General features: G+C 73.5%; 22 protein-coding genes. 12 read left to right on the top strand and 10 right to left on the bottom strand.

Annotated features, from left to right (window positions below; translation table 11 throughout):
• The first annotated feature begins 453 nt into the window (after positions 1-453).
• Positions 454-2367 carry a glutamine--fructose-6-phosphate transaminase (isomerizing) gene (gene glmS / locus AB0K25_RS07345; RefSeq protein ID WP_208568166.1) on the top strand — a complete coding sequence of 638 codons (1914 nt, stop codon included), beginning with the start codon at positions 454-456 and terminating at the stop codon, positions 2365-2367.
• Positions 2368-2396: 29 nt separating this feature from the next.
• Here the strand turns inward: glmS and AB0K25_RS07340 are convergent, their stop codons facing one another.
• A complete protein-coding gene (locus tag AB0K25_RS07340) occupies positions 2397-4151 on the bottom strand; it encodes an alpha/beta hydrolase (protein ID WP_363819038.1) in 1755 nt (584 codons plus the stop codon).
• Positions 4148-4444 (bottom strand): hypothetical protein, encoded by a 297-nt coding sequence (locus tag AB0K25_RS07335; RefSeq protein ID WP_357014531.1) that lies wholly within the window; start codon positions 4442-4444, stop codon positions 4148-4150. The genes AB0K25_RS07340 and AB0K25_RS07335 overlap by 4 nt, the downstream gene beginning before the upstream one ends.
• A gap of 285 nt (positions 4445-4729) precedes the next feature.
• Between AB0K25_RS07335 and AB0K25_RS07330 the strand changes: the two genes are divergently transcribed.
• The 5 genes from AB0K25_RS07330 (at position 4730) to ung (ending at position 9795) form a co-directional block, all read left to right on the top strand.
• Positions 4730-6199 (top strand): NAD(P)H-hydrate dehydratase, encoded by a 1470-nt coding sequence (locus AB0K25_RS07330; RefSeq protein WP_219464706.1) that lies wholly within the window; start codon positions 4730-4732, stop codon positions 6197-6199.
• Positions 6200-6255: 56 nt separating this feature from the next.
• On the top strand, positions 6256-7374 hold the full coding sequence (gene alr / locus AB0K25_RS07325) for an alanine racemase (RefSeq protein ID WP_219464705.1): 1119 nt from the start codon (positions 6256-6258) through the stop codon (positions 7372-7374).
• On the top strand, positions 7371-8468 hold the full coding sequence (locus AB0K25_RS07320) for an alpha/beta hydrolase (RefSeq protein ID WP_219464704.1): 1098 nt from the start codon (positions 7371-7373) through the stop codon (positions 8466-8468). Before alr ends, AB0K25_RS07320 begins: the two co-directional genes overlap by 4 nt.
• Before the next feature lie 58 nt (positions 8469-8526).
• Complete coding sequence (tsaE, locus tag AB0K25_RS07315) at positions 8527-9009, top strand: tRNA (adenosine(37)-N6)-threonylcarbamoyltransferase complex ATPase subunit type 1 TsaE (RefSeq protein WP_208568160.1); 483 nt, start codon at positions 8527-8529, stop codon at positions 9007-9009.
• A gap of 84 nt (positions 9010-9093) precedes the next feature.
• On the top strand, positions 9094-9795 hold the full coding sequence (ung, locus tag AB0K25_RS07310; protein WP_219464703.1) for a uracil-DNA glycosylase: 702 nt from the start codon (positions 9094-9096) through the stop codon (positions 9793-9795).
• A 242-nt stretch (positions 9796-10037) separates the two neighbouring features.
• Here ung and AB0K25_RS07305 read toward each other — a convergent pair whose 3' ends face one another.
• The gene (locus AB0K25_RS07305) at positions 10038-10745 is read right to left on the bottom strand and encodes a helix-turn-helix transcriptional regulator (RefSeq protein ID WP_219464702.1); all 708 of its coding nucleotides are present in this window, start codon (positions 10743-10745) and stop codon (positions 10038-10040) included.
• A gap of 304 nt (positions 10746-11049) precedes the next feature.
• Between AB0K25_RS07305 and tsaB the strand changes: the two genes are divergently transcribed.
• Genes tsaB through AB0K25_RS07285 form a run of 4 tightly spaced genes read left to right on the top strand, consistent with a single transcriptional unit; the run spans position 11050 to position 13714 of the window.
• On the top strand, positions 11050-11934 hold the full coding sequence (gene tsaB / locus AB0K25_RS07300; protein WP_363819031.1) for a tRNA (adenosine(37)-N6)-threonylcarbamoyltransferase complex dimerization subunit type 1 TsaB: 885 nt from the start codon (positions 11050-11052) through the stop codon (positions 11932-11934).
• A complete protein-coding gene (rimI, locus tag AB0K25_RS07295) occupies positions 11931-12407 on the top strand; it encodes a ribosomal protein S18-alanine N-acetyltransferase (RefSeq protein ID WP_219464699.1) in 477 nt (158 codons plus the stop codon). Before tsaB ends, rimI begins: the two co-directional genes overlap by 4 nt.
• The gene (gene tsaD, locus AB0K25_RS07290; protein WP_208567944.1) at positions 12400-13446 is read left to right on the top strand and encodes a tRNA (adenosine(37)-N6)-threonylcarbamoyltransferase complex transferase subunit TsaD; all 1047 of its coding nucleotides are present in this window, start codon (positions 12400-12402) and stop codon (positions 13444-13446) included. Before rimI ends, tsaD begins: the two co-directional genes overlap by 8 nt.
• A gap of 13 nt (positions 13447-13459) precedes the next feature.
• The gene (locus tag AB0K25_RS07285) at positions 13460-13714 is read left to right on the top strand and encodes a hypothetical protein (protein ID WP_208567945.1); all 255 of its coding nucleotides are present in this window, start codon (positions 13460-13462) and stop codon (positions 13712-13714) included.
• 163 nt (positions 13715-13877) lie between these two features.
• Here the strand turns inward: AB0K25_RS07285 and AB0K25_RS07280 are convergent, their stop codons facing one another.
• From AB0K25_RS07280 to AB0K25_RS07250, 7 genes are all read right to left on the bottom strand, one after another.
• Positions 13878-14615, bottom strand: coding sequence for a DUF4142 domain-containing protein (locus tag AB0K25_RS07280; RefSeq protein ID WP_219464697.1), 738 nt, complete (start codon positions 14613-14615; stop codon positions 13878-13880).
• Positions 14616-14747: 132 nt separating this feature from the next.
• Positions 14748-15929 (bottom strand): ROK family protein, encoded by a 1182-nt coding sequence (locus AB0K25_RS07275; RefSeq protein ID WP_219464696.1) that lies wholly within the window; start codon positions 15927-15929, stop codon positions 14748-14750.
• Between the two features lie 40 nt (positions 15930-15969).
• The gene (locus AB0K25_RS07270; protein ID WP_208567948.1) at positions 15970-17229 is read right to left on the bottom strand and encodes an ABC transporter permease; all 1260 of its coding nucleotides are present in this window, start codon (positions 17227-17229) and stop codon (positions 15970-15972) included.
• The gene (locus AB0K25_RS07265; RefSeq protein WP_208567949.1) at positions 17226-18044 is read right to left on the bottom strand and encodes an ATP-binding cassette domain-containing protein; all 819 of its coding nucleotides are present in this window, start codon (positions 18042-18044) and stop codon (positions 17226-17228) included. The genes AB0K25_RS07270 and AB0K25_RS07265 overlap by 4 nt, the downstream gene beginning before the upstream one ends.
• A 119-nt stretch (positions 18045-18163) precedes the next feature.
• A complete protein-coding gene (locus AB0K25_RS07260; protein ID WP_219464695.1) occupies positions 18164-19264 on the bottom strand; it encodes a substrate-binding domain-containing protein in 1101 nt (366 codons plus the stop codon).
• A 212-nt stretch (positions 19265-19476) separates the two neighbouring features.
• Positions 19477-19956 (bottom strand): Cys-tRNA(Pro) deacylase, encoded by a 480-nt coding sequence (gene ybaK / locus AB0K25_RS07255; RefSeq protein ID WP_363819024.1) that lies wholly within the window; start codon positions 19954-19956, stop codon positions 19477-19479.
• 9 nt (positions 19957-19965) lie between these two features.
• Positions 19966-21234, bottom strand: a complete 1269-nt coding sequence (locus AB0K25_RS07250; protein WP_219464693.1) for a methyltransferase domain-containing protein — start codon at positions 21232-21234, stop codon at positions 19966-19968.
• Between the two features lie 357 nt (positions 21235-21591).
• On the opposite strand from AB0K25_RS07250, the gene groES reads away from it, so the two are divergent.
• Together groES and groL are read left to right on the top strand one after the other, a co-directional pair.
• Positions 21592-21906, top strand: a complete 315-nt coding sequence (gene groES, locus AB0K25_RS07245) for a co-chaperone GroES (RefSeq protein ID WP_084261531.1) — start codon at positions 21592-21594, stop codon at positions 21904-21906.
• 72 nt (positions 21907-21978) lie between these two features.
• On the top strand, positions 21979-23625 hold the full coding sequence (gene groL, locus AB0K25_RS07240) for a chaperonin GroEL (protein WP_208567953.1): 1647 nt from the start codon (positions 21979-21981) through the stop codon (positions 23623-23625).
• Positions 23626-23717 lie beyond the last annotated feature (92 nt).

Here is a 23717-nt window from a genome sequence, read left to right as displayed (position 1 = left end):
CGCCGGCAGGGTCGATCGGCGGGTCGGGAGGGACCGGCCCGGCGGGCGCGCTGCCGGCAGTCGGACCGCCGGGCCACGGGTCGGGGGCCGCCCAGGGCTGCGGGACCGCGAACGGGTCCGGTGGAGTCCAGGGGGACGGGCCGGGCGACGGGTCGTTGGACGCAGCCGGGGCCGGGTCGCCGGGCGGGGGCGGGGGATCGCTGGGGGGTGGCGCGTCGGACATGGCGGCTCCGGGACGGAAGTGGAGGAAAGGGGCGAGCGAGCCGTCCCAGGGACGTTCCAGGGGTCGCCGAGAGACTCTCGTACCGCCGGGCCGCCCGCAACCCCGTCCGGACGGCCGGGTGCGCCGGTAGTCCGATTGCCGCCCGTCACCGACCGATCGCTCAAAATCGGTGATTGATTGCCCGACTTCCGCGCACGCGAGGTGAGCGAAACTGGGTTAGGCTGCGAACCATGTGTGGAATCGTGGGTTACGCCGGCGCACGTCCGGCGCTCGGCATCGTGCTCGACGGATTGCGGCGGCTGGAATACCGGGGCTACGACTCGGCCGGGGTCGCGATCGTCTGCGACGACGAGCTGCTCACCGAGAAGAAGGCCGGCAAGCTGGCCAACCTGGAGAAGGTCCTGTCCGAGCGGGCCGCCACCAACCCGGACGACTGCGCCGCCAGCCCGGTCGGCATCGGCGACGGCACCACCGGCATCGGGCACACCCGGTGGGCCACCCACGGCGGCCCGACCGACCGTAACGCCCACCCGCACCTGGCCCCCGACGGCCGGGTCGCCGTGATCCACAACGGCATCATCGAGAACTTCGCCAAGCTCCGCGCCGAGCTGGAGGACGACGGCGTCCAGTTCACCAGCGACACCGACACGGAGTGCGCCGCCCATCTGCTCTCCCACGCGCTCGCCGAGCTGCGGGCGGCCGGCGGGACCGACAGCCCGCAACTGCTCGCCGCCGCGATGCGGGTGGTGTGCCGGCGGTTGGAGGGCGCGTTCACCCTGCTCGCCGTCGATGCCGCCATTCCCGGTGCGGTGGTCGGCGCCCGGCGCAACTCGCCGCTGGTGGTGGGCCGGGGCGAGGGGGAGAACTACCTGGCCAGTGACGTGGCGGCGTTCATCGAGCACACCCGCGAGGCGGTCGAGCTGGGGCAGGACCAACTCGTCCTGATCACCGCCGACAGCATCGAGATCACCGACTTCGACGGTCAGCCGGCCACCGGCAAGGACTTCCACATCGACTGGGACTCCTCGGCTGCCGAGAAGGGCGGCTACGACTGGTTCATGCTCAAGGAGATCGAGGAGCAGCCGCAGGCCATCGCGGACACCCTGCTCGGCCGGCTCACCGAGACCGGCGAGATCGCCCTCGACGAGGTCCGCCTCAGCGACCAGGACCTGCGCGACGTCGACAAGATCTTCATCGTGGCCTGCGGCACCGCCTACCACTCCGGCATGGTCGCCAAGTACGCCATCGAGCACTGGACCCGGATCCCCTGTGAGGTGGAGCTGGCCAGCGAGTTCCGCTACCGCGACCCGGTGCTCGACCGGTCCACCCTGATCGTGGTGATCTCGCAGTCCGGCGAGACGATGGACACCCTGATGGCGCTGCGGCACGCCAAGGAGCAGAAGGCCCGGGTGCTGGCCATCTGCAACACCAACGGCTCCACCATCCCGCGCGAGTCCGACGCGGTGCTCTACACCCACGGCGGCCCGGAGATCGCCGTCGCCTCCACCAAGGCGTTCCTCACCCAGCTGGTCGCCTGCTATCTGATCGGGCTGCACCTGGCCCAGGTACGCGGGATCAAGTTCGCCGACGAGGTCGGCGCGGTGGTGGCCCAGCTCCAGGAGATGCCGGGCAAGCTGCGGGAGCTGCTGGGCCGGATCGAGCCGGTGCGGGAGCTGGCCCGGGAGCTGAAGTCCGAGCCGACGGTGCTGTTCATCGGTCGGCACGTCGGCTACCCGGTGGCCCTGGAGGGCGCGCTCAAGCTCAAGGAGCTGGCGTACATGCACGCCGAGGGGTTCGCCGCCGGTGAGCTGAAGCACGGGCCGATCGCCCTGATCGACCAGGGCACCCCGGTGATCTGCGTGGTGCCGTCCCCGGTCGGCCGGGGCATGCTGCACGACAAGATCGTCTCCAACATCCAGGAGGTCCGGGCCCGAGGTGCGCGGACCATCGTGATCGCCGAGGAGGGCGACGAGGCGGTGGTGCGTTACGCCGACCACCTGATCTATGTGCCGCGTACGCCGACCCTGCTCGCGCCGCTGGTCACCACCGTGCCGTTGCAGGTGTTCGCGGCCGAGATCGCCGCTGCCCGGGGCCACGACGTCGACCAGCCGCGCAACCTGGCGAAGTCGGTCACCGTCGAGTAGGTGACCCCGCGCCACCGACGGTGACCCGGTCACCGGCCGAGCACGATCCGGGCCATCCCGTCCAGGGCGGGGTTGCCGGGCTCCCAGTAGCCGGTGTGGCCGTACCGGCCGCTGGGGAAGGTCCGGCCACCGAAACCCGGATCGCTCGGGTCGTGCCCGAACCACAGTTGGTGGTCGTCGGGGCGTAGCAGTGAGGCGGCGCTGGCCAGCGGCGAGGCGGCCAGCACCGCCCGGCCGGCCAGCTCCCGGGGCGGCTCGACCAGCCTGATCACGTCGTCGTCGGCGGTGCTCGACCAGACCTGCTGCGGTGGCAGGCCGAGCGCCCCGGCCCGGTCCACCCCCACTCCTGGTGAGCCGACGAAGGCGAGCGCGTCGGCGGCCAGCCCGTGGTCCCGGGCGGCGCTGCCCACCACCAGTGAGCCGTAACTGTGCCCGAGCACGGTCTGCCGGGCCGTGGGCCCGTCGTGGGTGGCGCGCAGCCCTTCCTGGAAACGGTGCAGCGCCGGACCGGCGTCCCGGGCCTGGGTCGACGAGGACGCCTCGGGCAGGAAGTCGGGGGCGTCGTAGTCCAGCCAGAGCACCGCCGCCGTCTCCACGCCGGGGGCGATGGCGGCGCACCTGGCCTGCACCCGGGCGGCCCGGCCCAGCTCACCGGGGACGTCGGCGAGGTCGCTGGTCATCCCCGGCACGTAGGTGAGCACCCGGCCGGCCCGGTCCGGATTGCCCAGCGCGACGATCGCCCGGCCGTCACCGCGCGGGTCGAGCCCGAGCAGGTACGCCCGGGGCGGTGAGGTGGCGGCCAGCCGACCGGCGAGCCCGTCCAGGACGGCCAACGCCGCATCGATCCGCCGCCGACCGCGCCCGCCCGGCGTCGCCCGGCGGGCGGTCAGCAGCGCCTCCCGGTGGCCGGCCAGCAGCAGCCGGTTCGCCTGGTCCCGGGCCGAGGTCGGCACCCCGTCGCGCGGGCCGATCCGGGTCGGCTCGTGCAGCACCAGCCAGCGCCGCTGGGCCGGGGTGAGGGTGGCCCACCAGGCCCGGACCGTCGCCGCAGTGGCGTCGTCGGCCGGTCGGCCCGGTGGTGGCCGCTCGACCCAGCCGGTGCGGGCCGCCCCGGACAGCTCGGCCAGCCGGGAGGCCGCCTCCCGGTCGGCCGCGTCGGCCAGCGCGAGCGCCTCCCGCAGCGCCGCCGCCACCTGCCCCACCGCCACGGGCGAACCCACCCCGCCGCCCCCACCCCCGCCGCCTGCGCCCGCCGCCGCCCCGTTGCCGCCCCCGGCACCCGCGCCGCTGCCAGTGGCGCTCCCACCGGCGCGGGGGTCCGGGGCCGGACCACGGACCTGGCCCCCCGCGCCGACGCCACCGCCCGTCGGAGAAGGGCGGGCACCCACCCCGACCGGGAGCTCACCCGCCTCGGGGCCGCGCCAGAGCAGGGGTGCCGCCCGGACACCGCCGTGCCGGTCTACCGCCACGCCGGTGCGGTCGGCCAGCGCCACCGCCTCGGCGAGCCGGGCCTTCGCCACCCGGAGCCGACCGGCGAACTCGGCGAGCACCTGGTCGACCTCGACCAGCGCCGGCAGGATGGTGGCCAGTTCCGACCGGAGCCCGTCGAGCCGCCCACCGGCCGCTGTCGCCGCCCCGCCGGCCCAGCCCGCCCGCAACGCCGCGGCCCGGTCGGCCAGCCCGGCCCGTCGCCGCCCGACCGGTGCGTCCACCCCGCGCCAGGCCACCCCCGCCGCGTCCCAGTCACCCGGGGAGGCGGACCAGAGCTGGGCGTACCCGATCATCGGGGTCGGCCGACCAGTCGCCCGGCGGCCCGGTCGTCGGCCGCCGTGTACGCCTCGGCGGCGGCGCGCAGGGCCGCGCCGGCCTCCGCCACCCGGACGCCGAGCGCCCCGTGCCACGCGTGCACCGCCGACTCCAGCCCGGCCAGGGCGGAGCCGGCCCGCCACCCCGGTGCGGACAGCACCAGGCCGGGTCGGCCCGCCAACCCCTGAGCCAGCGCGTACGCCTCGTCGGCCAACCCACCGGCCGCCACCCGCAGCACCGACAGGTCGACCTCCACCGGCTCGTTCGTCACCCGCCCGCCTCCTCCACCCCCGTGGTCGGTCCCGCCGCCCGACTGCCGCACCGACGCTAGGCGGACGGGCAGCCGGTGGACCTGCCCTGTGGACGACGGGCGGCGGTCGTACCCCCGGGTTGTCCACAGGTCTTGCCCGGGGCGTCGCCGGTGGCTACTCTGCCGCCCGGCCGCCGGTAGGGTGATCTCGGCCACGACGGAGCCGGGACGTGGGTCGAACCGGCCGTCCCTCCGCGACGGGACGCCGTGGCCGGGAAGACGGCCGGCGGCAGGGACGGGGACGGCATGAGACCGGTGTGGCGGGTATCGGACGTACGTGCGGCGGAGGCCGGCCTGATGGCCACCCTCCCGCCCGGGACGCTGATGCAGCGGGCGGCGGCCGGGCTGGCCCGACGTTGCGCCCTGCTGCTCGCCGGCCGGGGCGGGGTCTACGGCGCGCGGGTGCTGGTGCTGGCCGGTTCCGGCGACAACGGCGGCGACGCGCTGTACGCGGGCGAGCGGCTGGCCCGGCGCGGCGCGCAGGTCGCCGTGCTGGCGACCGCCCCCGGCCGGACGCACGCCGACGGGTTGGCGGCGCTGCGGGCCGCCGGTGGCCGGCTGGTCGACGCCCCACCGCCCACCGTCGACCTGGTGCTCGACGGGATCGTCGGGATCGGGGGCAGCGGTGGGCTGCGGGAGGCCGCTGACGACCTCGTCGCCGGCCTGCCCGCGCTGCGGGGACGCGACGGCGGCCGGGCCACGGTCGTCGCGGTGGACGTGCCCAGCGGGGTGGCGGTGGACACCGGGGACGTGCCGACGGACGGGTCCGGTCGGCCCGGCGCCGTCCGGGCCGACGTGACGGTGGCGTTCGGCGCGCTCAAACCCGCCCTGGTGGTCGGCCCGGCGGCCCCGCTCGCCGGTCAGGTCGAGCTGGTCGACATCGGGCTCGGGCCGTGGCTGCGCGGCACCCCCGCATCGTGGGTGACCGAATGGTCGGACGTGCGCGACTGGTGGCCCCGCACCGGGGCGTCCTCGGAGAAGTACAGCCGGGGCGTGGTCGGGGTGGCCACCGGGTCGCGGACCTACCCGGGGGCGGCGGTGCTCTCGGTGGGTGGCGCGCTGGCCGGCCCCACCGGGCTGGTCCGGTACGCCGGTGGCGCCCGGGGCGAGGTGGTCCGGCAGCACCCGTCGGTGATCGCCACCGACCGGGTCGCCGGGGCCGGCCGGGTGCAGACCTGGGTCTGCGGCTCCGGCCTGGGCACCGACGAGCAGGCCGGGGCGGAGCTGCGCGCGGTGCTGGCCGCGCCGGTGCCGGTGGTGCTCGACGCCGACGCGTTGACCCTGCTGGTGGACGGTTCGCTCGCCGGCCGGCTGCGCAACCGGGACGCCCCGATCGTGGTCACCCCGCACGACCGGGAGTTCCGCCGGCTCTCCGGGGAGGAGCCGGGGGCCGACCGGGTCGCCGCCGCGCTGCGGCTGGCCGCCTGGATGAACGCGACGGTGCTGCTCAAGGGGGACCGCACGGTCGTCGGCACGCCCGACGGCCGGGCGTACGTCAACCCGACCGGCAGCCCCGCGCTGGCCACCGGGGGCACCGGGGACGTGCTGGCCGGGTTGCTCGGTTCGCTGCTCGCCGCCGGGCTGGCCCCGGAACGGGCGGCGGTCGTCGCGGCGTACCTGCACGGGCTGGCCGGTCGGGAGGCGGCCCGGGGCGGCCCGGTGACCGCGCCGGACGTGGTGGCCGCGTTGCGCCCGGTGGTGGCCCCGCTGCTCTGACCGGCCCGGGTCGGCGTCCACCGGCCGGTGATCAGCGACGCCAGTAGGCTGGGCGCATGTGGCAGGCCGAGGTACGCGTCGATCTGGACGCGATCCGTGCAAACGTGACCCGACTCCGGTCGGGCACCAGCGCCGAGCTGATGGCGGTGGTGAAGGGCGACGGGTACGGCCACGGCATGGTCCCGTCGGCGCGGGCCGCGCTCGACGCGGGGGCGGACTGGCTGGGGGTGTGCACCCTCGACGAGGCGTTGACCCTGCGCCGGGCCGGGATCACCGTGCCGGTGCTGGCCTGGCTGCTCGACCCGGGGCTGCCCCTGCACGAGGGGGTGGCGGCCGGGGTGGACCTGGCCGCCGCGAGCCTGTCCCAGCTCGACGAGATGGTCGCGGCGGGCCGGGCCGCCGACCGGCCCGCCCGGCTGCACCTCAAGATCGACACCGGCCTGTCCCGGGGCGGCGCCACCGTGGCCGACTGGCCGACCCTGCTGGAGGCCGCCGCGAAGGCCCAGGCCGACGGCCTGGTCGAGGTCGTCGGCGTGTGGAGCCACTTCGTGTACGCGGACTCGCCCGGCCACCCCACCACCGACCGGCAGTTGGCGGTGTTCCACGAGGGGCTGGCCATGGTCGACCGGGCCGGCCTGCGCCCGCGTTACCGGCACCTGGCCAACTCGGCGGCCACCCTGACCCGACCCGACACCCACTTCGACCTGGTCCGGCCCGGGATCGCCGTGTACGGGCTGTCACCGATCGCCGGGCAGCAGTTCGGGTTGCGTCGGGCGATGACCGCGCGGGCCCGGGTGATGCTCACCAAGCGGGTCCCCGCCGGCACCGGCGTGTCCTACGGGCACACCTACACCACCGAGGAGGAGGCGAACCTGGCGGTGGTGCCGCTCGGCTACGCCGACGGGGTGCCCCGGCACGCCTCCAACGTCGGCCCGGTGCAACTCGGCGGGAAACGACGCACCATCTCCGGCCGGGTCTGCATGGACCAGTTCGTGCTCGACTGCGGTGCCGACGAGGTGGCCGCCGGTGACGTGGCGACCCTGTTCGGCAGCGGCGACGACGGGATGCCCACCGCCGACGACTGGGCCGAGGCGGTCGGCACGATCAACTACGAGATCGTCACCCGGTTCGGCGGGGTCCGGGTGCCCCGGATCTACGACGGGGAGCGACCGTGAGCGCGGTCAGCCGGTTCCGGGTGCCCCGGCCGAGGACGGCCGCAGGCAGGGTGGCCGGCGTGGTCGGGGCCGCGGTCGGGGTGGCCGCCGCCGGGCTGGCCGCCGGGGTGGCCACCGAACGCGCCCTGGTCCGCCGGCTCAAGGCCGACCCCGCCGACCCGTACGCGGGGGAGGACTTCGGCGCGCAGCGCTACGACGAGGCGTACCGGCTGGAGTTGCCGGACGGCACCGACATCCACGTCGAGGTGGTCGAGCCGACCCGGCCGGTGCCGGGGCACCCGACGGTGGTGCTGGTGCACGGCTTCTGCCTGGACATGGGGACGTTCCACTTCCAGCGTCAACTGCTCGCCGAGCGGGGCGACTACCGGGTCGTCGCGTACGACCAGCCGGGGCACGGCCGGTCGGGGCGGTTGGAGAGCGGCGAGTACGACCTCGCCGCGCTCGGGCACACCCTGCGCCGGGTGATCGACCGGACCGCCCCGGAGGGGCCGTTGGTACTGGTCGGGCACTCGATGGGCGGGATGACCATCATGGCGTTCGCCGAGGCGTACCCGGAGTTCTTCGGTGACCGGGTGGTCGGCACGGTGCTGATGGCCACGTCGGGCGGGTTGCTCGCCGAGACGAAGCTGGTGGCGCCGGCCCTACTCGGCCGGGTCGGCTCGCCGGTGCTGTTCATGATGAGCACCACCACCCGGTACGGCGGGCTCGTCATCGACCGGGCCCGGAAGTCCACCTCCAACGTGGCCTGGCTGCTGACCCGCCGGTACGGCTTCGGCACCCCGAAACCGAGCCCGGCCCTGGTGTCGTACGTGGAACGGATGAACTCCCGCACGTCGGCCGACACGGTGACCCGCTACCTGCGGACCCTGGCCACCCACTCCCGGTTCCCGGCGCTGGCCGCGCTGAGCGGCACACCGGTGCTGGTCGTGGTGGGCGACAAGGACATGATCACGCCGGTGGTCCACTCGGACGAGATCGTCCGTCGGCTGCCGCACGCCGAATACCTGAAGATCCGAGACAGCGGGCACGTGGTGATGCTGGAACACGCCGACGAGGTCAACGCCGCGCTGGAACGCTTCCTGGAGGCGCTGTGAGCTGGCCCGTCGTCCCTGCGCCGGTCGCCGGCGGGCCGGACCGACCCGGGGTGGCCCGGTGACCGTACGCGTCACGCTACCCACGGTCGACGACACGCACGCCTTCGGCCGGCGGCTCGCCGGGGTGCTGCGCGCCGGTGACCTGCTGCTGCTCACCGGCCCGCTGGGGGCCGGCAAGACCGCGCTCACCCAGGGCCTCGGTGCCGGCCTGGGGGTACGCGGCGACGTCACCTCGCCGACCTTCGTGATCGCCCGGGTGCACCGGCCCGACCCGGCACGCGGCGGCACGGTGGCCCTGGTGCACGCCGACGCGTACCGGTTGGGTGACGCGACCGACCCGCGCGCCGAGATCGACGACCTGGACCTCGACGCCTCGGTGGACGACTCGGTGACCGTGGTCGAGTGGGGCGAAGGGCTGGTCGAGCAGCTCGCCGACGCCCACCTGCGGGTCCGCATCGACCGGCGCGACGACGACACCCGGGTGGTCGAGTTGGAGCCGGTGGGCGGGGACTGGTCGCGACGGTTGACCGCGCTGGGCTGACCGGCTCCGGAAGGGCCGCCCTGCGCCGAGGGCTGTCGTACCCGCTGCCTAGAGTGCCGTGGACTTCGTTGTGAAAGGTTGCCGATGCCCGACGACACCCCCGCCCTCGACCTGCTGTCGCTGCTGCCGCAGGAGTGGCGTGCCGTGCTCACCCCGCACCTGGACCCGGCCCGGACGGCGGCGCTGGCCGAGTTCGTCGCCCACGAGTACGCCACCCAGACCGTCTTTCCGCCGCTGGACGATCTCTTCTCGGCCTACCGGCTGTGCGGTCCGCAGCAGTGCCGGGTGCTGATCCTCGGCCAGGACCCCTACCACAAGGCGGGGCAGGCGCACGGGTTGAGCTTCAGCGTCCGCGAGGGGGTGTCCGTGCCGCCGTCGTTGCGCAACGTCTTCAAGGAGCTGAGCGAGGACCTCGGTGTGCCCAAGCCGCGCAGCGGCAACCTGGACGGCTGGGCGGCGCAGGGTGTGCTGCTGCTCAACGCGGTGCTCACCGTCCGGCAGGCCAGCCCCGGTTCGCACGCGAACAGGGGGTGGGAGGAGTTCACCGACGCGACGATCCGGGCCCTGGACGCCCGGGACGAGCCGGTGGTCTTCCTGCTCTGGGGCGGCTACGCCCGCAAGAAGGCCGCCCTGGTCACCAACACCCGGCACGTCGTGCTGGAGGCCGGCCACCCGAGCCCGATGAACCCGCGCGGCTTCCTCGGCAGCCGCCCGTTCAGCGCCACCAACAAGGCCCTCGCCGACGCGGGTGCGCCCCCGATCGACTGGGAGCGCACGGCCGGCTGACCCGCCCACCCCGCCGCCCGCCCACCCGGCCCGCCATACCGGTCGCCCGGCCCGCCCCTCGCGGCCACCTGGCCCACCGTTCTCGGCTGTCGGTCGCCCGGCCCGCCCCTCGCGGCCACCTGGCCCACCGTTCTCGGCTGTCGGCCGCCCGGCTCACCTCCTCGGTCACCGGCCACCTCCCTGGCTCACCTCCCTCGGCCCGCTGCCCAGGGAGGTGGCCGGTGACCGAGGTGTGGGTTGAGTCAGGTGCGGTCGGCGGCTGAGCGTTGGCGGTGTCGGCGCAGCAGGGCGGCGGCCTGCGGGTCGGTCAGCTCCACCATGACCAGCGGGACCACCCGGTAGCCGCGGCCCCCGTGTCGCACCTCGATCGCCTCCGGGAACTCGTCGCACAGTTGGGCACGGATCCCGCCGTACCGGGTCATCCAGTAGTGCTCGCCCGGCTCCTCCGGCTCCAGGTACAGTCCGCCGAACTCCCGCCACCTGGCGTTCCAGCGCTGCCCGTAGGCGGCTTCCAGCCAGGCCGTGAACCGGGCGGAGTCGCGCCACCGGACGGCGATCTCGACCGCGTCGACCGGTACCGGCGCGCCCTGGAGCAGTGCGGCGGTGCCGCCGGTGACCAGGTGGGGCAGATCGCCCAGCCGCTCCAACATCCGGTCCAGCCCCAGTTCGTCGATCCGCTCGTCGAGCGACCGTGCGGCAAGGGCGTCCATCCGGGCGTCGAGGTGGCTGTCGAGCGGCTCGGCGGTAACGGCGAGTTGTTGGCCGAGGGCGGCGAAGAGACGCTCCACCAACGGGAGGGCCGGCACCCGTTCCCCGCGCTCGATGCGGGCCACCGCGCTCTGACTCGTCCCGGCTCGATCCGCCAGTTGCTGCTGGGTGAGCGCGGCGGCATGGCGTTCCCGGCGCAGCAGGGCGGCGATCTCTGTGGTGAGGCGACCACTCTCAGGCATCCCAGCATGATGAGGTGATGGCGGTAACCGTTATGCCTGTGCGTCATAAAAATGACGGAGAGGCATAACGGTTACCACGGAATGCTACACCCCGTTCCGGCCCACCCCACCGTCTACACCCCGTTCCGGCCCACCCCACCGTCCTGCGTCCTGCGGCCGGCCCCTCCCGACGACCGGCTCCGGCGATGGCGGCACCGGCGTTGCCCGACCGGGGGTGGGGCGGGCGTGGGCGTGACTGGCGGGCGGGGTGTGGGCGGGCGGGGTGTGGGCGGGCGGCGCGGACGGACGGCTAGGCTGGCTTACCGTGCTCGTACTGGTGGTGGACTCCTCGACCCCCGCGGTCACCGCGGCGCTGGTCGAGGTCACGGCGGACGGCGTCGCGCTGCGGGCGTACCGGTGCACGATCGATGCCCGGGCCCACGGTGAGCTACTCGCCCCGCAGGTCGAGGCGGTGCTCACCGACGTCGACGCGCGACCGGGTGACCTCGGCGCGATCGTCGCTGGGCTCGGCCCCGGTCCCTTCACCGGGCTGCGGGTCGGCCTGGTCACCGCCGCCACCATGGGCCAGGTGCTCGGCATCCCCACGTACGGCGTCTGCTCGCTCGACGGCATCGCCCACCCCACCACCCCGACCACCACGGCGGATGCGTCGCCCGGCCACGCCGTGTCCGGTAAGGCCGAAGCCAGCAGCGCCACGGCCGGGCCGGCCGGAACCGGCGACGCCACGGGCGGGCAGGCCACAGCCGGCGACGCCACGGCCGGACAGGCCACAGCCGGCGACGCCACGGGCGGACAGGTCGGAACAGGCGGGGCGACGGTCGGCGACGCGGCGGCGGGGGAGCGGCGGGTGCTGGTCGCCGCCGACGCCCGGCGCAAGGAGGTCTACTGGGCGGTCTACGACGGCGACGGCCAGCGGATCGTCGGGCCGGAGGTGGACGCCCCGGCGGTCGCCGCCGCCCGGGCCCGGGAGTTGGCCGTGACCGTCGCGGCCGGCGACGGTGCCCACCGCTACGCCGACGTGCTCGGCCTGCCGCTGTGCGCCGAACCCCGCTACCCCGACGCCGTCGCGCTGGTGACCCTGGCCGCCGAACGGATCCGGGCGGGTGCCCCCGGCGAGACGCTCACCCCGTTGTATCTGCGCCGCCCGGACGCGGTCGCGGCGACCAGCCGCAAGTCGGTGCTGCCGTGACGGTACGCATCGACCGGTTCCGCTGGTGGCACGTCGCCGAGGTGCTGCCGATCGAGGAGGACCTGTTCGGTGCCGAGCAGTGGTCGCCGGCGATGTTCTGGAACGAGTTGGCCAGCGGCCACTACTACCGGGTCGCCCTGGACACGGACGGGTCGTTGCTGGGCTACGCGGGTCTGACCGTCGACCCGGACGGCGAGTCGTGGGTGCAGAACATCGCGGTCCGCCGGGACGCCCAGCGGCGCGGGATCGGCCGGGCGCTGCTGGTGGACCTGCTCGCCGAGGCGGCCCGGCGCGGGATCGGCAGCGTCCTGCTGGAGGTGGCCGTCGACAACGCCCCCGCCCAGCGGCTCTACGCGACGTACGGGTTCGAGCCGATCGGCGTACGGCGGGGCTACTACCAACCGAGCAACACCGACGCGCTGGTCATGCGGCGTGACGCGGAACCGGCCGCAGACGGGACGGACCATGGCTGACGAACCGCTGATCCTCGGCATCGAGACCTCCTGCGACGAGACCGGGGTGGGCATCGTGCGCGGGCACACCCTGCTCGCCGACGCGCTCGCCTCCAGTGTGGACGAACACGCCCGGTTCGGTGGGGTGGTGCCCGAGGTGGCCAGCCGGGCACACCTGGAGGCCATCGTGCCGACCATGGACCGGGCGCTGCGCGAGGCGGGGGTGACCATCGCCGACATCGACGCGATCGCGGTCACCTCCGGGCCCGGCCTGGCCGGTGCCCTGCTGGTCGGGGTGGCCGCCGCCAAGGGTTACGCGCTGGCCGCCGAGAAACCGGTGTACGGGGTGAACCACCTGGCCGCGCACGTCGCCGTGGACACCCTGGAGCACGGCCCGCTGCCCGCGCCGGCGATCGCGATGCTGGTCTCCGGTGGGCACTCCTCGCTGCTGCTCGTCGACGACCTGGCCCGGGGGGTGACCCCGCTGGGCGCGACCATCGACGACGCGGCCGGGGAGGCGTTCGACAAGGTGGCCCGGCTGCTCGGCCTGCCCTTCCCGGGTGGCCCGTACATCGACCGGGAGGCGCGGTCCGGCGACCCGGCGTCGATCGCCTTCCCGCGCGGCCTCACCGCCGCCAAGGATCTCGCCGCCCACCGGTACGACTTCTCCTTCTCGGGACTGAAGACGGCGGTGGCCCGCTGGGTGGAGGGCCGGCGGCGCTCCGGTGAGCCGGTGCCGGTGGCCGACGTGGCCGCGTCGTTCCAGGAGGCGGTCTGCGACGTGCTCACCGGCAAGGCCCTCGCCGCGTGCCGGGCACACGGGGTGGACACTTTGGTCATCGGCGGGGGAGTGGCGGCGAACTCACGGCTGCGGTCGATGGCCGAGCAGCGGGCGCAGCGGTACGGCATCCGGGTCCGGGTGCCCCGGCCGGGGTTGTGTACCGACAACGGGGCGATGGTCGCCGCACTCGGGTCGCACCTGGTGGCCGCCGGGGTACGCCCGAGCCGGCTGGACCTGCCCGCCGACTCGGCGTTGCCCCTGACCACGGTCAGCGTGTGACGGGAGGGACGACGTGATCGTACGGATGTGGGAGGCGCGGGCCGAGTCGTACGGCTTCGCCGACCTGATCACCTGGGTGTGCGAGACGGCGCTGCCGGAGTTCGAGCACGATCCGCTGCACCTGTCCAGTGAGGTCTTCTCGTCCACCGACCACCGGGTGGTGGTCATCTCGAAGTGGCGCAGCAACCCCCGCGCGTTGCCTGATCCGCCGGCCACCCTGGTCGCCCGTCCCCCGCACTCGTGGGATTTCACCCAGGTCGACCGCTGACCGACCGCCCCCAACCCGGTGCGCCCGGACAGCCGGCCGTCCCCAACCCGGTGCGCCCGGAAGTCGGCCACCCCGGCCGGAAAATCGGCCGCCCCGGCCCGGACAGCCCGACGGCCCGCCGGCGGTGGTGCCGCCTGCGGGCCGTCGGGTCAGGTGCGTGGGGTCAGCTGCGGCGGGTGATCCGCCAGGTGGCGTAGCCGCCCGCGCCGAGCGCGAGCAGGAAGACCGCCCAGACGACGGTGGTGCTGATCGCGACCGACGGGCCGGCGGCCCCGGCCTGGGCGGCGGCGACCAGCGAGTCCTGCTGCGCGGCCGGGATCGCGGCCGGCGGCATCTGCTGCCAGCGGACCAGGCCGGTGCTCTCCAGCATGGCCATGTGGTCGTTGACGAACTTGTTGGCCTCGTCGGCGAGCTTGCGGACGGTGTTGTCCCGGGTGCTGGCCCGGACCGCGCCGATCACCGGGAAGATCTTGCCGTGGGCCACCCGGAGCCGGGTGACGAAGATCTGGTCGAACTGAGCACCGGAGGCGTTCTGCATTTCGGTCAGCCACCCCTTCTGCTCGGTGGTGGGGTCGCTCGGCAGCGTCGCGCCCAGCTTGTTGGCGGCCTGCACCACCAGTTCGTCGAGGACGCCGTGCTGCCGGGCGATCTCCGCGCCGACCTCCCGTACCCGCGCGGACTGGCCCTTGTCGGCGGCCATCGTGCCGGCCGGCATCTCCCACAGGCCGGCCAGTCGAACGCCGTTGAGCAGCGCCACGTCGGCGGCGTTCATCTGGACGCCGGGAGCGGCGACGGCCATGCCGGGTAGCACGACCAGCCCGGCCAGGAAGGTGACGACCAACACCGCCACCCGGTGGGTCCGGTGCCCTCGCCGACGACGTACGGAATCCAGCGATGCCATGCTGCGGTGCCTCCTCGATCCGGGCCGACCTGTCCTGCCGGGCAGCGACCCGCCGGCTGCCCGTCCGTCCACTGGTACGGACTGTCGGGCCGATCAGTTCACCGGGTGGCGCACGAGTCGGGGAGTATCCGTTCAGGCGGCGTCGAGCGGGTCGGCGAGGAGCCGTTCGAAGGCCAGCTCGGCCGCGCCGATCAGGGCCGCGTCGTCACCGAGTTTGGGGGTACGCAGCCGGACGTGTTCCAGGCAGGCGGGCAGCCCGGTCTCGTTGAGCCGGCTGCGGACCTGGGCTGCGGCGGCGAGGTAGAGGTCCCGCATGGTGCCACCGAAGATGACCATCTCGGGGTTGAAGATGTTGACCAGGTTCGCCACGCCGAAGCCGAGCCAGTCACCGGCGTGCCGTACGGCGGTCTGGGCGCGGGCGTCACCCCGGTCGGCGGCGTCGAACACGGCCAGCAGCGCGTCGCGGCCCCGGGCCTCGGAGCGGCCGGCGGCCCGCAGCAGCCCGTACTCGCCGATCTGGGTCTCCCAGCAGCCCCGTGAGCCGCACTCGCAGGGCGTGCCGTCGCGTACCACGACCATGTGTCCGACCTCGCCGCCGTAGCCACCGTGGCCGGTCAGCCGGCGGCCTCCGGCGATGATGCCGGCACCGACGCCGACGTCCCCGTAGAGGTAGATGACGTTGTCGCAGCCGGCGGCGACACCCCGGGCGTGTTCGGCGAAGGCGGCGACGTCGGCCACGTTGCCGACCGTGACCGGCAACTCCACGCCCACCTCGGCGGCGAGCGCCGCGCCGATCGGCTCGTCCACCCACCCGGTGGTGGGGCCGAGCCGGACCAGCCCGTCGGCCTTGCGGACCATGCCGCAGACGGCGACCCCGGCGCCGACGCAGACCGACCCGGGTGCCACCCGTTCCCGCATCTGCTTGAGCGCGCCGGCCAGCATCGGGGCGGTCTCCGCGGCGTCCAGGTCACGCGGCCGGTCCAGCTCACGGCGGTCGAGCACCTCGCCGCCGAGACCGACCCGCGCGGCCCGCAGCCGGTCCACCTCGATCGAGTACGCGTACGCGTAGACCCGGGCCGACTCGGGCCGGACGACCAGTGAGGGTCGTCCGGCCCGGCCGGTCTCCTTGGGCGTGCCCTCGCTGACCAGCCCGGCGCCGGCCAGGTCGGAGGTGAGCGCGCCGATGGTGCTGCGGTTGAGGCCGAGGGCGGTGGTGAGTTCCGCGCGGGAGGTGGCGCCGTGCACGTGGACGTGCCGGAGCAGGGCCCCGAGGTTCTGCCGCCGGATCTCGTCCTGGCTCGGTCCTACCCGCATCGTTGGTGGCACCCCATGTCCCGCCGGTGGCGTACGCGGATCAGCGGGTGCCGGAGGCGGAGGCGCGGCGGCGCGACAGCGCGTCCACGCTGGCCGCGAGGAGCAGCACCACGCCGGTGACGACGTACTTCACCCCGGCGCTGTAGCCCATCAGGCCCATGCCGTTGTCGATGACGGCGACCACCGCGCCACCGAGCACGGCGTCGAGGACCCGGCCCTTGCCGCCGAAGAGGCTGGTGCCGCCGATCACCGCTGCGCCGACAGCGTAGAGCAGCACGTTGCTGCCGCCGGTGTTCGGGTCCACCGAGTTGGCCCGGCTGGCCGCGACGATGCCGCCGATGGCCGCCATGGACGAGCAGATCACGAAGACCGAGATGCGGATCTTGTCGACGTTGATGCCGGCCCGGCGGGCGGCCTCCTTGTTGCCGCCGACGGCGTAGACGTGCCGGCCGTAGCTGGTGCGCTGGAGCACGAAGGTCCAGACGATCAGCAGCACCGCGATGACCGGCACCACGATCGGTACGCCCTTGAGCGAGTTGATCAGGACGTTGCGGCTGCGTTCCTGGTTGAGGATGTAGACCGCGATGCCGAGGATCAGGGTCAGCCCGCCGATGCGGGCGAGCACCACCGCCATCGGGTCGGTGGTCAGGCCCCGGGACAGCCGCTTGCGGTGGCGCAGCAGTTGCACGGCCGCGTACCCGCCGATGGCGATGGCGGCCAGCGCCCAGCCGAGGGTGGGCGGCAGGTTGCGGTTGGCGATCGCCACCAGCACCTCGTCGTTGACCGAGATGTTGGCGCCCCCGCTGATCAGCATCAGCACGATGCCCTGGAAGGCGAGGAAGCCGGCCAGGGTGACCACGAAGGACGGGATGCCGATCTTGGCGACCAGGAAGCCGAGCACGGTGCCGATGACCACGCCGGTGAGGATCGCGGCGAGCACCGCCACGTACCAGGGGTAGCCGGCCTTGGTGGCGACGTTGGCCAGGACGGCCGCGCAGACCCCGCTGGCGAAGCCGGCCGAGAGGTCGATCTCGCCGAGCAGCAGGACGAAGACCAGCCCCATGGCGATCAGGGTGACCGCCGCGCCCTGGGTGAACAGGTTGGCGAAGTTGCCGGCGGTGAGGAACGACGGCCGCATGACCGAGAAGACCGTGCAGAGCACGATCAGCCCGAGTACGGCGGGCAGCGCGCCGATGTCGCCGCCGCGTACCCGGCCCCAGTAGCCGCGGAGGTGGCTGCCGACGGTAGGCGGTGGCGTGACCGCCGCCGGGCCTTCCTTGCGCACGGCGGTGGTGGTCATCGAACGCCTCCTGCAGTGGTGTCGGCGGGTCCTGCGCCGTTGCCGGCGGTGACCGGCTCGCCGGTCAGACCGAGGTTGCCGGAACGACCGGCGGTGATCAACTCGACGACCTGTGAGTGGGTGATGTCGGTGGTCTTCACCTGGGCGACCATCTGGCCGAGGTAGAGCGCGGCGACCCGGTCGGACACGGCGAAGACGTCGTTCATGTTGTGTGAGATCAGCACCACGGCCAGCCCGTTGTCGGCCAACCGGCGGACCAGTTCGAGCACCTGGGCGGTCTGGGCGACGCCCAGCGCGGCGGTCGGCTCGTCGAGGATGACCAGTTTGCTGTTCCAGAGCACCGCCTTGGCGATGGCGACGGTCTGCCGCTGCCCGCCGGAGAGGCTGGAGACGTGCTGGCGCAGCGACTTCACGGTCCGTACGGAGAGCCCGGCCAGGGTTTCCGCGGCCATCTGCTCCATGGTCGGCTCGTCGAGCACCAGCCCGCTGTGCTTCTCCCGGCCGAGGAACATGTTCTGCACGATGTCGAGGTTGTCGCAGAGCGCGAGGTCCTGGTAGACGACCTCGATGCCGAGCGTGGCGGCGTCGCGGGGGCTGTTGATGCTCACCGGTCGGCCGTCGAAGAGGAACTCACCGGCGTCGGCCGGGTAGATGCCGCTGATGCACTTGACCAGCGTGGACTTGCCGGCGCCGTTGTCGCCGACCAGTGCGGTCACCTCTCCGGCGTGGGCGGCGAGGGCGACGTCGCGCAGGACCTGGACGGGACCGAAGCTCTTGTCGATCCCGCGCAGTTCCAGCAGGGGGGTCGCGGACACGGGGGTCTCCTTCGTACGGAGGGAAGATCTCGGGACCCGTCCGGCGGCGAGCGCCGCCCGGCACGAGGTTCCGTGCCGGGCGGCGTCGCGTCGGCGGGGTACGACGCTCGTCGTACGGGTCAGCTGATGCCGTTGGCGGTGCAGAGCGCGGCGTACGCGCCGGTGCAGAGCTTGGCCTTGTCGACGTAGCCGTCGGCCACGACGTCCTTGACGGTCGACTTGTCGATCGCCTTCGGCTCCAGCAGCACGGACGGGACGTCCCGGCCGCTCTCCGGGTCCTTGACGGTCTGCCCGGTCTCCTTGCGCTCGCCCTTCGCCACGGCGATGGCCAGCTCGGCGGCCGCGTCGGCCTCCTTCTTGACGGCCTTGTAGACGGTCATGCACTGGTCACCGGCGAGGATGTTCTGCAGGCCGGTCACGTCGGCGTCCTGGCCGGTCACCGGGACCTTGCCGTTGAGCTTGTTCTTCTTGAGCACCGAGATGGCCGCGTTGCCGAGGCCGTCGTTGGCGGAGAGCACGCCGTCGATCTTGCCGCCGGTCTGGGTGAGCATCTGCTCGAAGATGGTGGCACCCTGCGCCGGGTCCCAGTCCGGGACGGCCTGGTCGGGGCCCTTGGTGTATTCCTTCGACTCGAACTTCGGCTTGAGCACCGAGTCGTAGCCGTTCTTGAACAGGGTGGCGTTGTTGTCGGTCGGCGAGCCGTTGAGGTAGGCGACCGTCGGGTTCTTGACGCCCTTCTCGGTCAGGCACTTGGCCAGGCCCTCGCCCTGGAGCTTGCCGACGGCCTCGTTGTCGAAGCTGACGTAGTACTGGGCGGAGCCGCCCAGGGTGAGCCGGTCGTAGTCGATCGTCGCGACGCCCTGCGACTTCGCCTTGTCCAGCACGGCCTTGCCGGTGCCGGAGTCCAGGTTGACGATCATCAGGGTGGTGACGCCACCGGTGATCATCTGGTCGGCGATGGTCTGGAAGGCGTTCTTGTCGTTCTGCGCGTTCTGGATGTCCGACTCGACGCCGGCCTTGTCGAACGCCTCCTTGAGGAACCGGCGGTCGGCCGTCTCCCAGCGGGCGGAGGACTTGCTGTCCGGCAGGATCACGCCGATCTTCGGCTTCTTGGCGGCGCTGCCGCCGGTGTCGTTGCTGCTGGAGTCGTCGCCACAGGCGGCCATGCTGCCGGTGGCGAGCAGGCCGACGGCGGCGAAGGTGAGGAAGCCCTTGCGCATGTCTGCACGGGTCCTTTCGAGGGTGGGGGAAGGAGTGGTCGGTGTTTTGTTGTGTCCGGCAACGTATTCCCGCTCACATCTTGGGCGCAAGACTGCCGAGGTCAGAAGTTTGTTGGCGGCGGTAACAATTCAGCAACGCGGTTGTCACCCGCAGGACACCCGTCCCGCAATCACGCTGCGTGTCCGGTCTGCGACCGCCCTGCCGGGGCTGGTCAGCGGGTGGCGATCCGCGCGGTACCGGCCCCGGTGAGGGCGACCAGGTCGGTCGGGGCGAGCTGGAGCTGCAGACCCCGACGACCCGCCGAGACATAGACGGTCTCGTGGTCCAGCGCGGAGACGTCCACCACCGTCGGCAACCGTCGCCGTTGACCGAGCGGACTGATCCCGCCCCGCACGTACCCGGTGCTCCGCTCGGCGACGGCCCGGTCGGCCAACGTGGCCCGTTTGCCACCGACCGCCGCCGACAGCGCCTTGAGGTCCAGCTCGCCGGTGACCGGGACGACCGCCACCGTCAGCGCCCCGTCCACCTCGGCGACGAGGGTCTTGAACACCCGCTGCGGTGGCACCCCGAGCGCCGCCGCGACCAGCGCGCCGTAGTGGGGCGCATCCGGGGAGACGTCGTACGGATGGATGCTGTGGGTGATCTTCTGCCTGGTCAGCAGCGCCGTCGCCGCGGTGGACCGTCCCGCCATGCGGTCACGCTAGCCCGGCCCGGCCCCGTCCGCGACCGGTCGACCGACCAGCACCGTCGGTGCCCCGGCCACCCGGGTCAGCACCAGGCTGGCCGGGTTCTCTCCGGCCAGCCGCAGGTCCCGGCGCAGCTGTTCGGGCACCAGCGCCGAGCCCCGCTTGAGGATCTCGACCCGGCCGACCCGGCGCTCCCGCAGCAGTGCGCGCAGCCGCTTCAGCGAGAACGGCAGCACGTCGACGATCTCCAGGCACCGGCCGAACGGGGTCGGCCGCGGGGCGTCGGCGTAGAGGTAGGCGATGCTCGGATCGGCAAGCGTCGCGTCGAGCGTGCCGGCCAGCTCCGCGACCAGGTGCGCCCGGACCACCGCCGGGTCCGGGTCGTACAGGTAGCGCCGCACCGGTCCGACCGTGGCCTCGGCCGCACCGGTGCCGGTCAACTGGTGGGCGGCGACCGGATCGCGGTCGGCGGTACGGCAGGTGGGAGAACCGTCCGCCGGGCGCTGCCGGTCGGCGGTCCCCGCCCTCAGCACGGTCGCCCGGCGGGGCACCTCGGCGAGCGGGCCGCCCCAGAGGGCCGCCTCGACCAGGTCCCCGTCGACGCTGACCCACTCCGCCTCGGCCCCGGCCGGGATCAACGCGTGGTCGACGCCGGGGGCCACCTTCACCACCGTGTGCGGCACCCTGCCGGCCAGCCCGGTGACGAAGTCCCACGGCGGCGAGTAGGCGTTCGGGTCGAAGATCCGTCGTCCGGTGCCGGCCCGCCGTCGGGCCGGATCACAGAAGACCGCGTCGACCCGGGTCACGTCGAACGCCGTCGCGTCGCCGCACTCGACGGTGAACCGCCCGGCCAGGCCGGCCGCCTCGGCGTTCGCGGCGGCGAGCGCGGCGGTGACCGGGTCGGCCTCCACCCCGTACACCCGGATGCCGGCGCGGGCGGCGGCGAGCGCGTCGGCGCCGAGGCCGCAGCCCAGGTCGGCGAGGGTGCGCACCCCGGCGGCGGCGAGCCGCCCGGCCCGCCGGTCGGCGACGACCCGACGGGTGGCCTGCTCCAGGCCGGGGCGGGTGAGGAACATCCCGGCCGCCTCGGGGCCGAACTTGCCGACCGCCCGGCGACGCAGCTCGGCCTGGGTCAGCGCGGCGGCGGCCAGCCCGGGGGGCACCCCACGCGACCGCAGCGCCGCCGCCGCGACCAGCGGGTCGCCGCCGGCCACCTCGGTCGCCGCGGCGAGCACGACCGACCCCTCGGGGGTACGCAGCGCGGCGAACTGGTCGAGATCCACGCCCTCATTGTCCGGCCCGGCCGACGGGCCGACTCGGTCGGGCCGGTGTCGCGGCCTCCGGTCGGTGTCGCGGCCTCCGGGCGGTGTCCGCACCGCCGGATCGCCGCCGTCGGGTCGGGCACCGCCCGGTCGACACGAAGGGCGGCGGATTGGCACTCTCCTTGACGGAGTGCTAGCCGAGGAATAACCTGCGATTAGCACTCTCACCCTGAGGGTGCCAGCGTCCGGGCCACCTGGTCCGGGTGCTGAACGCCAGGCGGACCGGCACCCGCGACGACGGCCCCGCCCGGTGGCATGTGGCAGATTGACGCTGGTCGGACTCTCGGCCGGCAACGAAACCAAGTACCCCAGGAGGGTATGCCCGTGACTACCGCGACCAAGGTTGCGATCAAGCCGCTCGAGGACCGCATCGTGGTCCAGGCGAACGAGGCTGAGACCACCACGGCGTCGGGCATCGTGATCCCCGACACCGCCAAGGAGAAGCCGCAGGAGGGCACCGTCCTCGCCGTCGGCCCGGGCCGGATCGACGACAAGGGCAACCGCGTGCCGCTCGACGTCAAGGTCGGCGACACCGTTCTCTACTCGAAGTACGGCGGCACCGAGATCAAGTACGCCGGCGAGGAGTACCTGGTGCTCTCCGCCCGCGACGTTCTCGCGGTCATCGAGAAGTAACCAACCGATTCCAGTGTCGTCGCCCCGGTCCGGCTCGCCGGGCCGGGGCGACGACGCTTCGAAGGGACATTCATGGCGAAGATCCTGAGCTTCTCGGACGACGCCCGACACCTGCTGGAGCACGGTGTCAACGCCCTCGCGGACACGGTCAAGGTCACCCTCGGCCCGCGCGGGCGCAACGTCGTCCTGGACAAGAAATTCGGTGCGCCGACGATCACCAACGATGGTGTGACCATCGCCAAGGAGATCGAGCTCACCAACCCGTACGAGAACCTCGGCGCGCAGCTGGTCAAGGAGGTGGCGACGAAGACCAACGACGTCGCCGGCGACGGGACCACCACCGCGACCGTGCTGGCCCAGGCGATGGTGCGCGAGGGCCTGCGCAACGTGACCGCCGGGGCCAACCCGGCCGGCCTCAAGCGGGGCGTCGACGCGGCGGCCGCCAAGGTCTCCGAGGCGCTGCTCGGCCGGGCCGTCGAGGTGGCCGACAAGGAGTCGATCGCGCACGTGGCGACGATCTCCGCGCAGGACGCCACCATCGGCGAGCTGATCGCCGAGGCGATGGAGCGGGTCGGCCGCGACGGTGTCATCACCGTCGAGGAGGGCTCCACCCTCACCACCGAGCTGGAGGTGACCGAGGGTCTCCAGTTCGACAAGGGCTTCATCTCGCCCAACTTCGTCACCGACTCCGAGTCGCAGGAGTCGGTGCTGGACGACCCGTACATCCTCATCACCACGCAGAAGATCTCGGCGATCGAGGAGCTGCTGCCGCTGCTGGAGAAGGTCCTCCAGAACAGCAAGCCGCTGCTGATCGTCGCCGAGGACGTCGACGGCCAGGCGCTGTCGACCCTGGTGGTCAACGCGATCCGCAAGACCATCAAGGTCTGCGCGGTCAAGGCCCCGGGCTTCGGCGACCGTCGCAAGGCGATGCTGCAGGACATGGCGATCCTGACCGGCGCCGAGCTGGTCGCCCCGGAGCTGGGCTACCGCCTCGACCAGGTCGGCCTGGAGGCGCTCGGCACCGCCCGGCGCGTCGTGGTCGACAAGGAGAACACCACCGTCATCGACGGCGGCGGCCAGTCCGCCGAGGTCGCCGACCGGGTCGCCCAGATCCGCAAGGAGATCGAGGCGTCCGACTCCGACTGGGACCGGGAGAAGCTGGCCGAGCGGCTGGCGAAGCTCTCCGGTGGCATCGCGGTCATCAAGGCGGGCGCGGCGACCGAGGTCGAGATGAAGGAGCGCAAGCACCGCATCGAGGACGCGATCGCCGCGACCAAGGCCGCGGTCGAGGAGGGTACGGTTCCCGGCGGCGGCGCCGCGCTGGCCCAGATCCGTTCGGTGCTCGACGACGACCTCGGCCTGACCGGTGACGAGAAGGTCGGTGTCTCGATCGTGCGCAAGTCGCTGGTCGAGCCGCTGCGCTGGATCGCCCAGAACGCCGGCCACGACGGTTACGTGGTGGTCGAGAAGGTCGCCGGCAAGGAGTGGGGCCACGGCCTCGACGCCGCCAAGGGCGAGTACGTCGACCTGGTCAAGTCCGGCATCATCGACCCGGTGAAGGTGACCCGTAACGCGGTCACCAACGCCGCCTCGATCGCCGGTCTGCTGCTGACCACCGAGAGCCTCGTGGTGGAGAAGCCGGAGCAGCCGGAGCCGGCCGCCGCCGGTGGGCACGGCCACGGCCACGGTCACGGCCACCAGCACGGCCCGGGTTTCTGACCCGGTAGTACGCCTGTTCAGGGCGCACCGTCGTACCTCGGCGGTGCGCCCTGACGCGTCCGGGGCCGGCTGCTTACGGATCGGTGACGTGG

This window comes from Micromonospora sp. NPDC049257, assembly GCF_040678915.1.
Taxonomy (GTDB): domain Bacteria; phylum Actinomycetota; class Actinomycetes; order Mycobacteriales; family Micromonosporaceae; genus Micromonospora; species Micromonospora antibiotica.
This window is presented reverse-complemented; position numbering and strand designations above follow the sequence as displayed.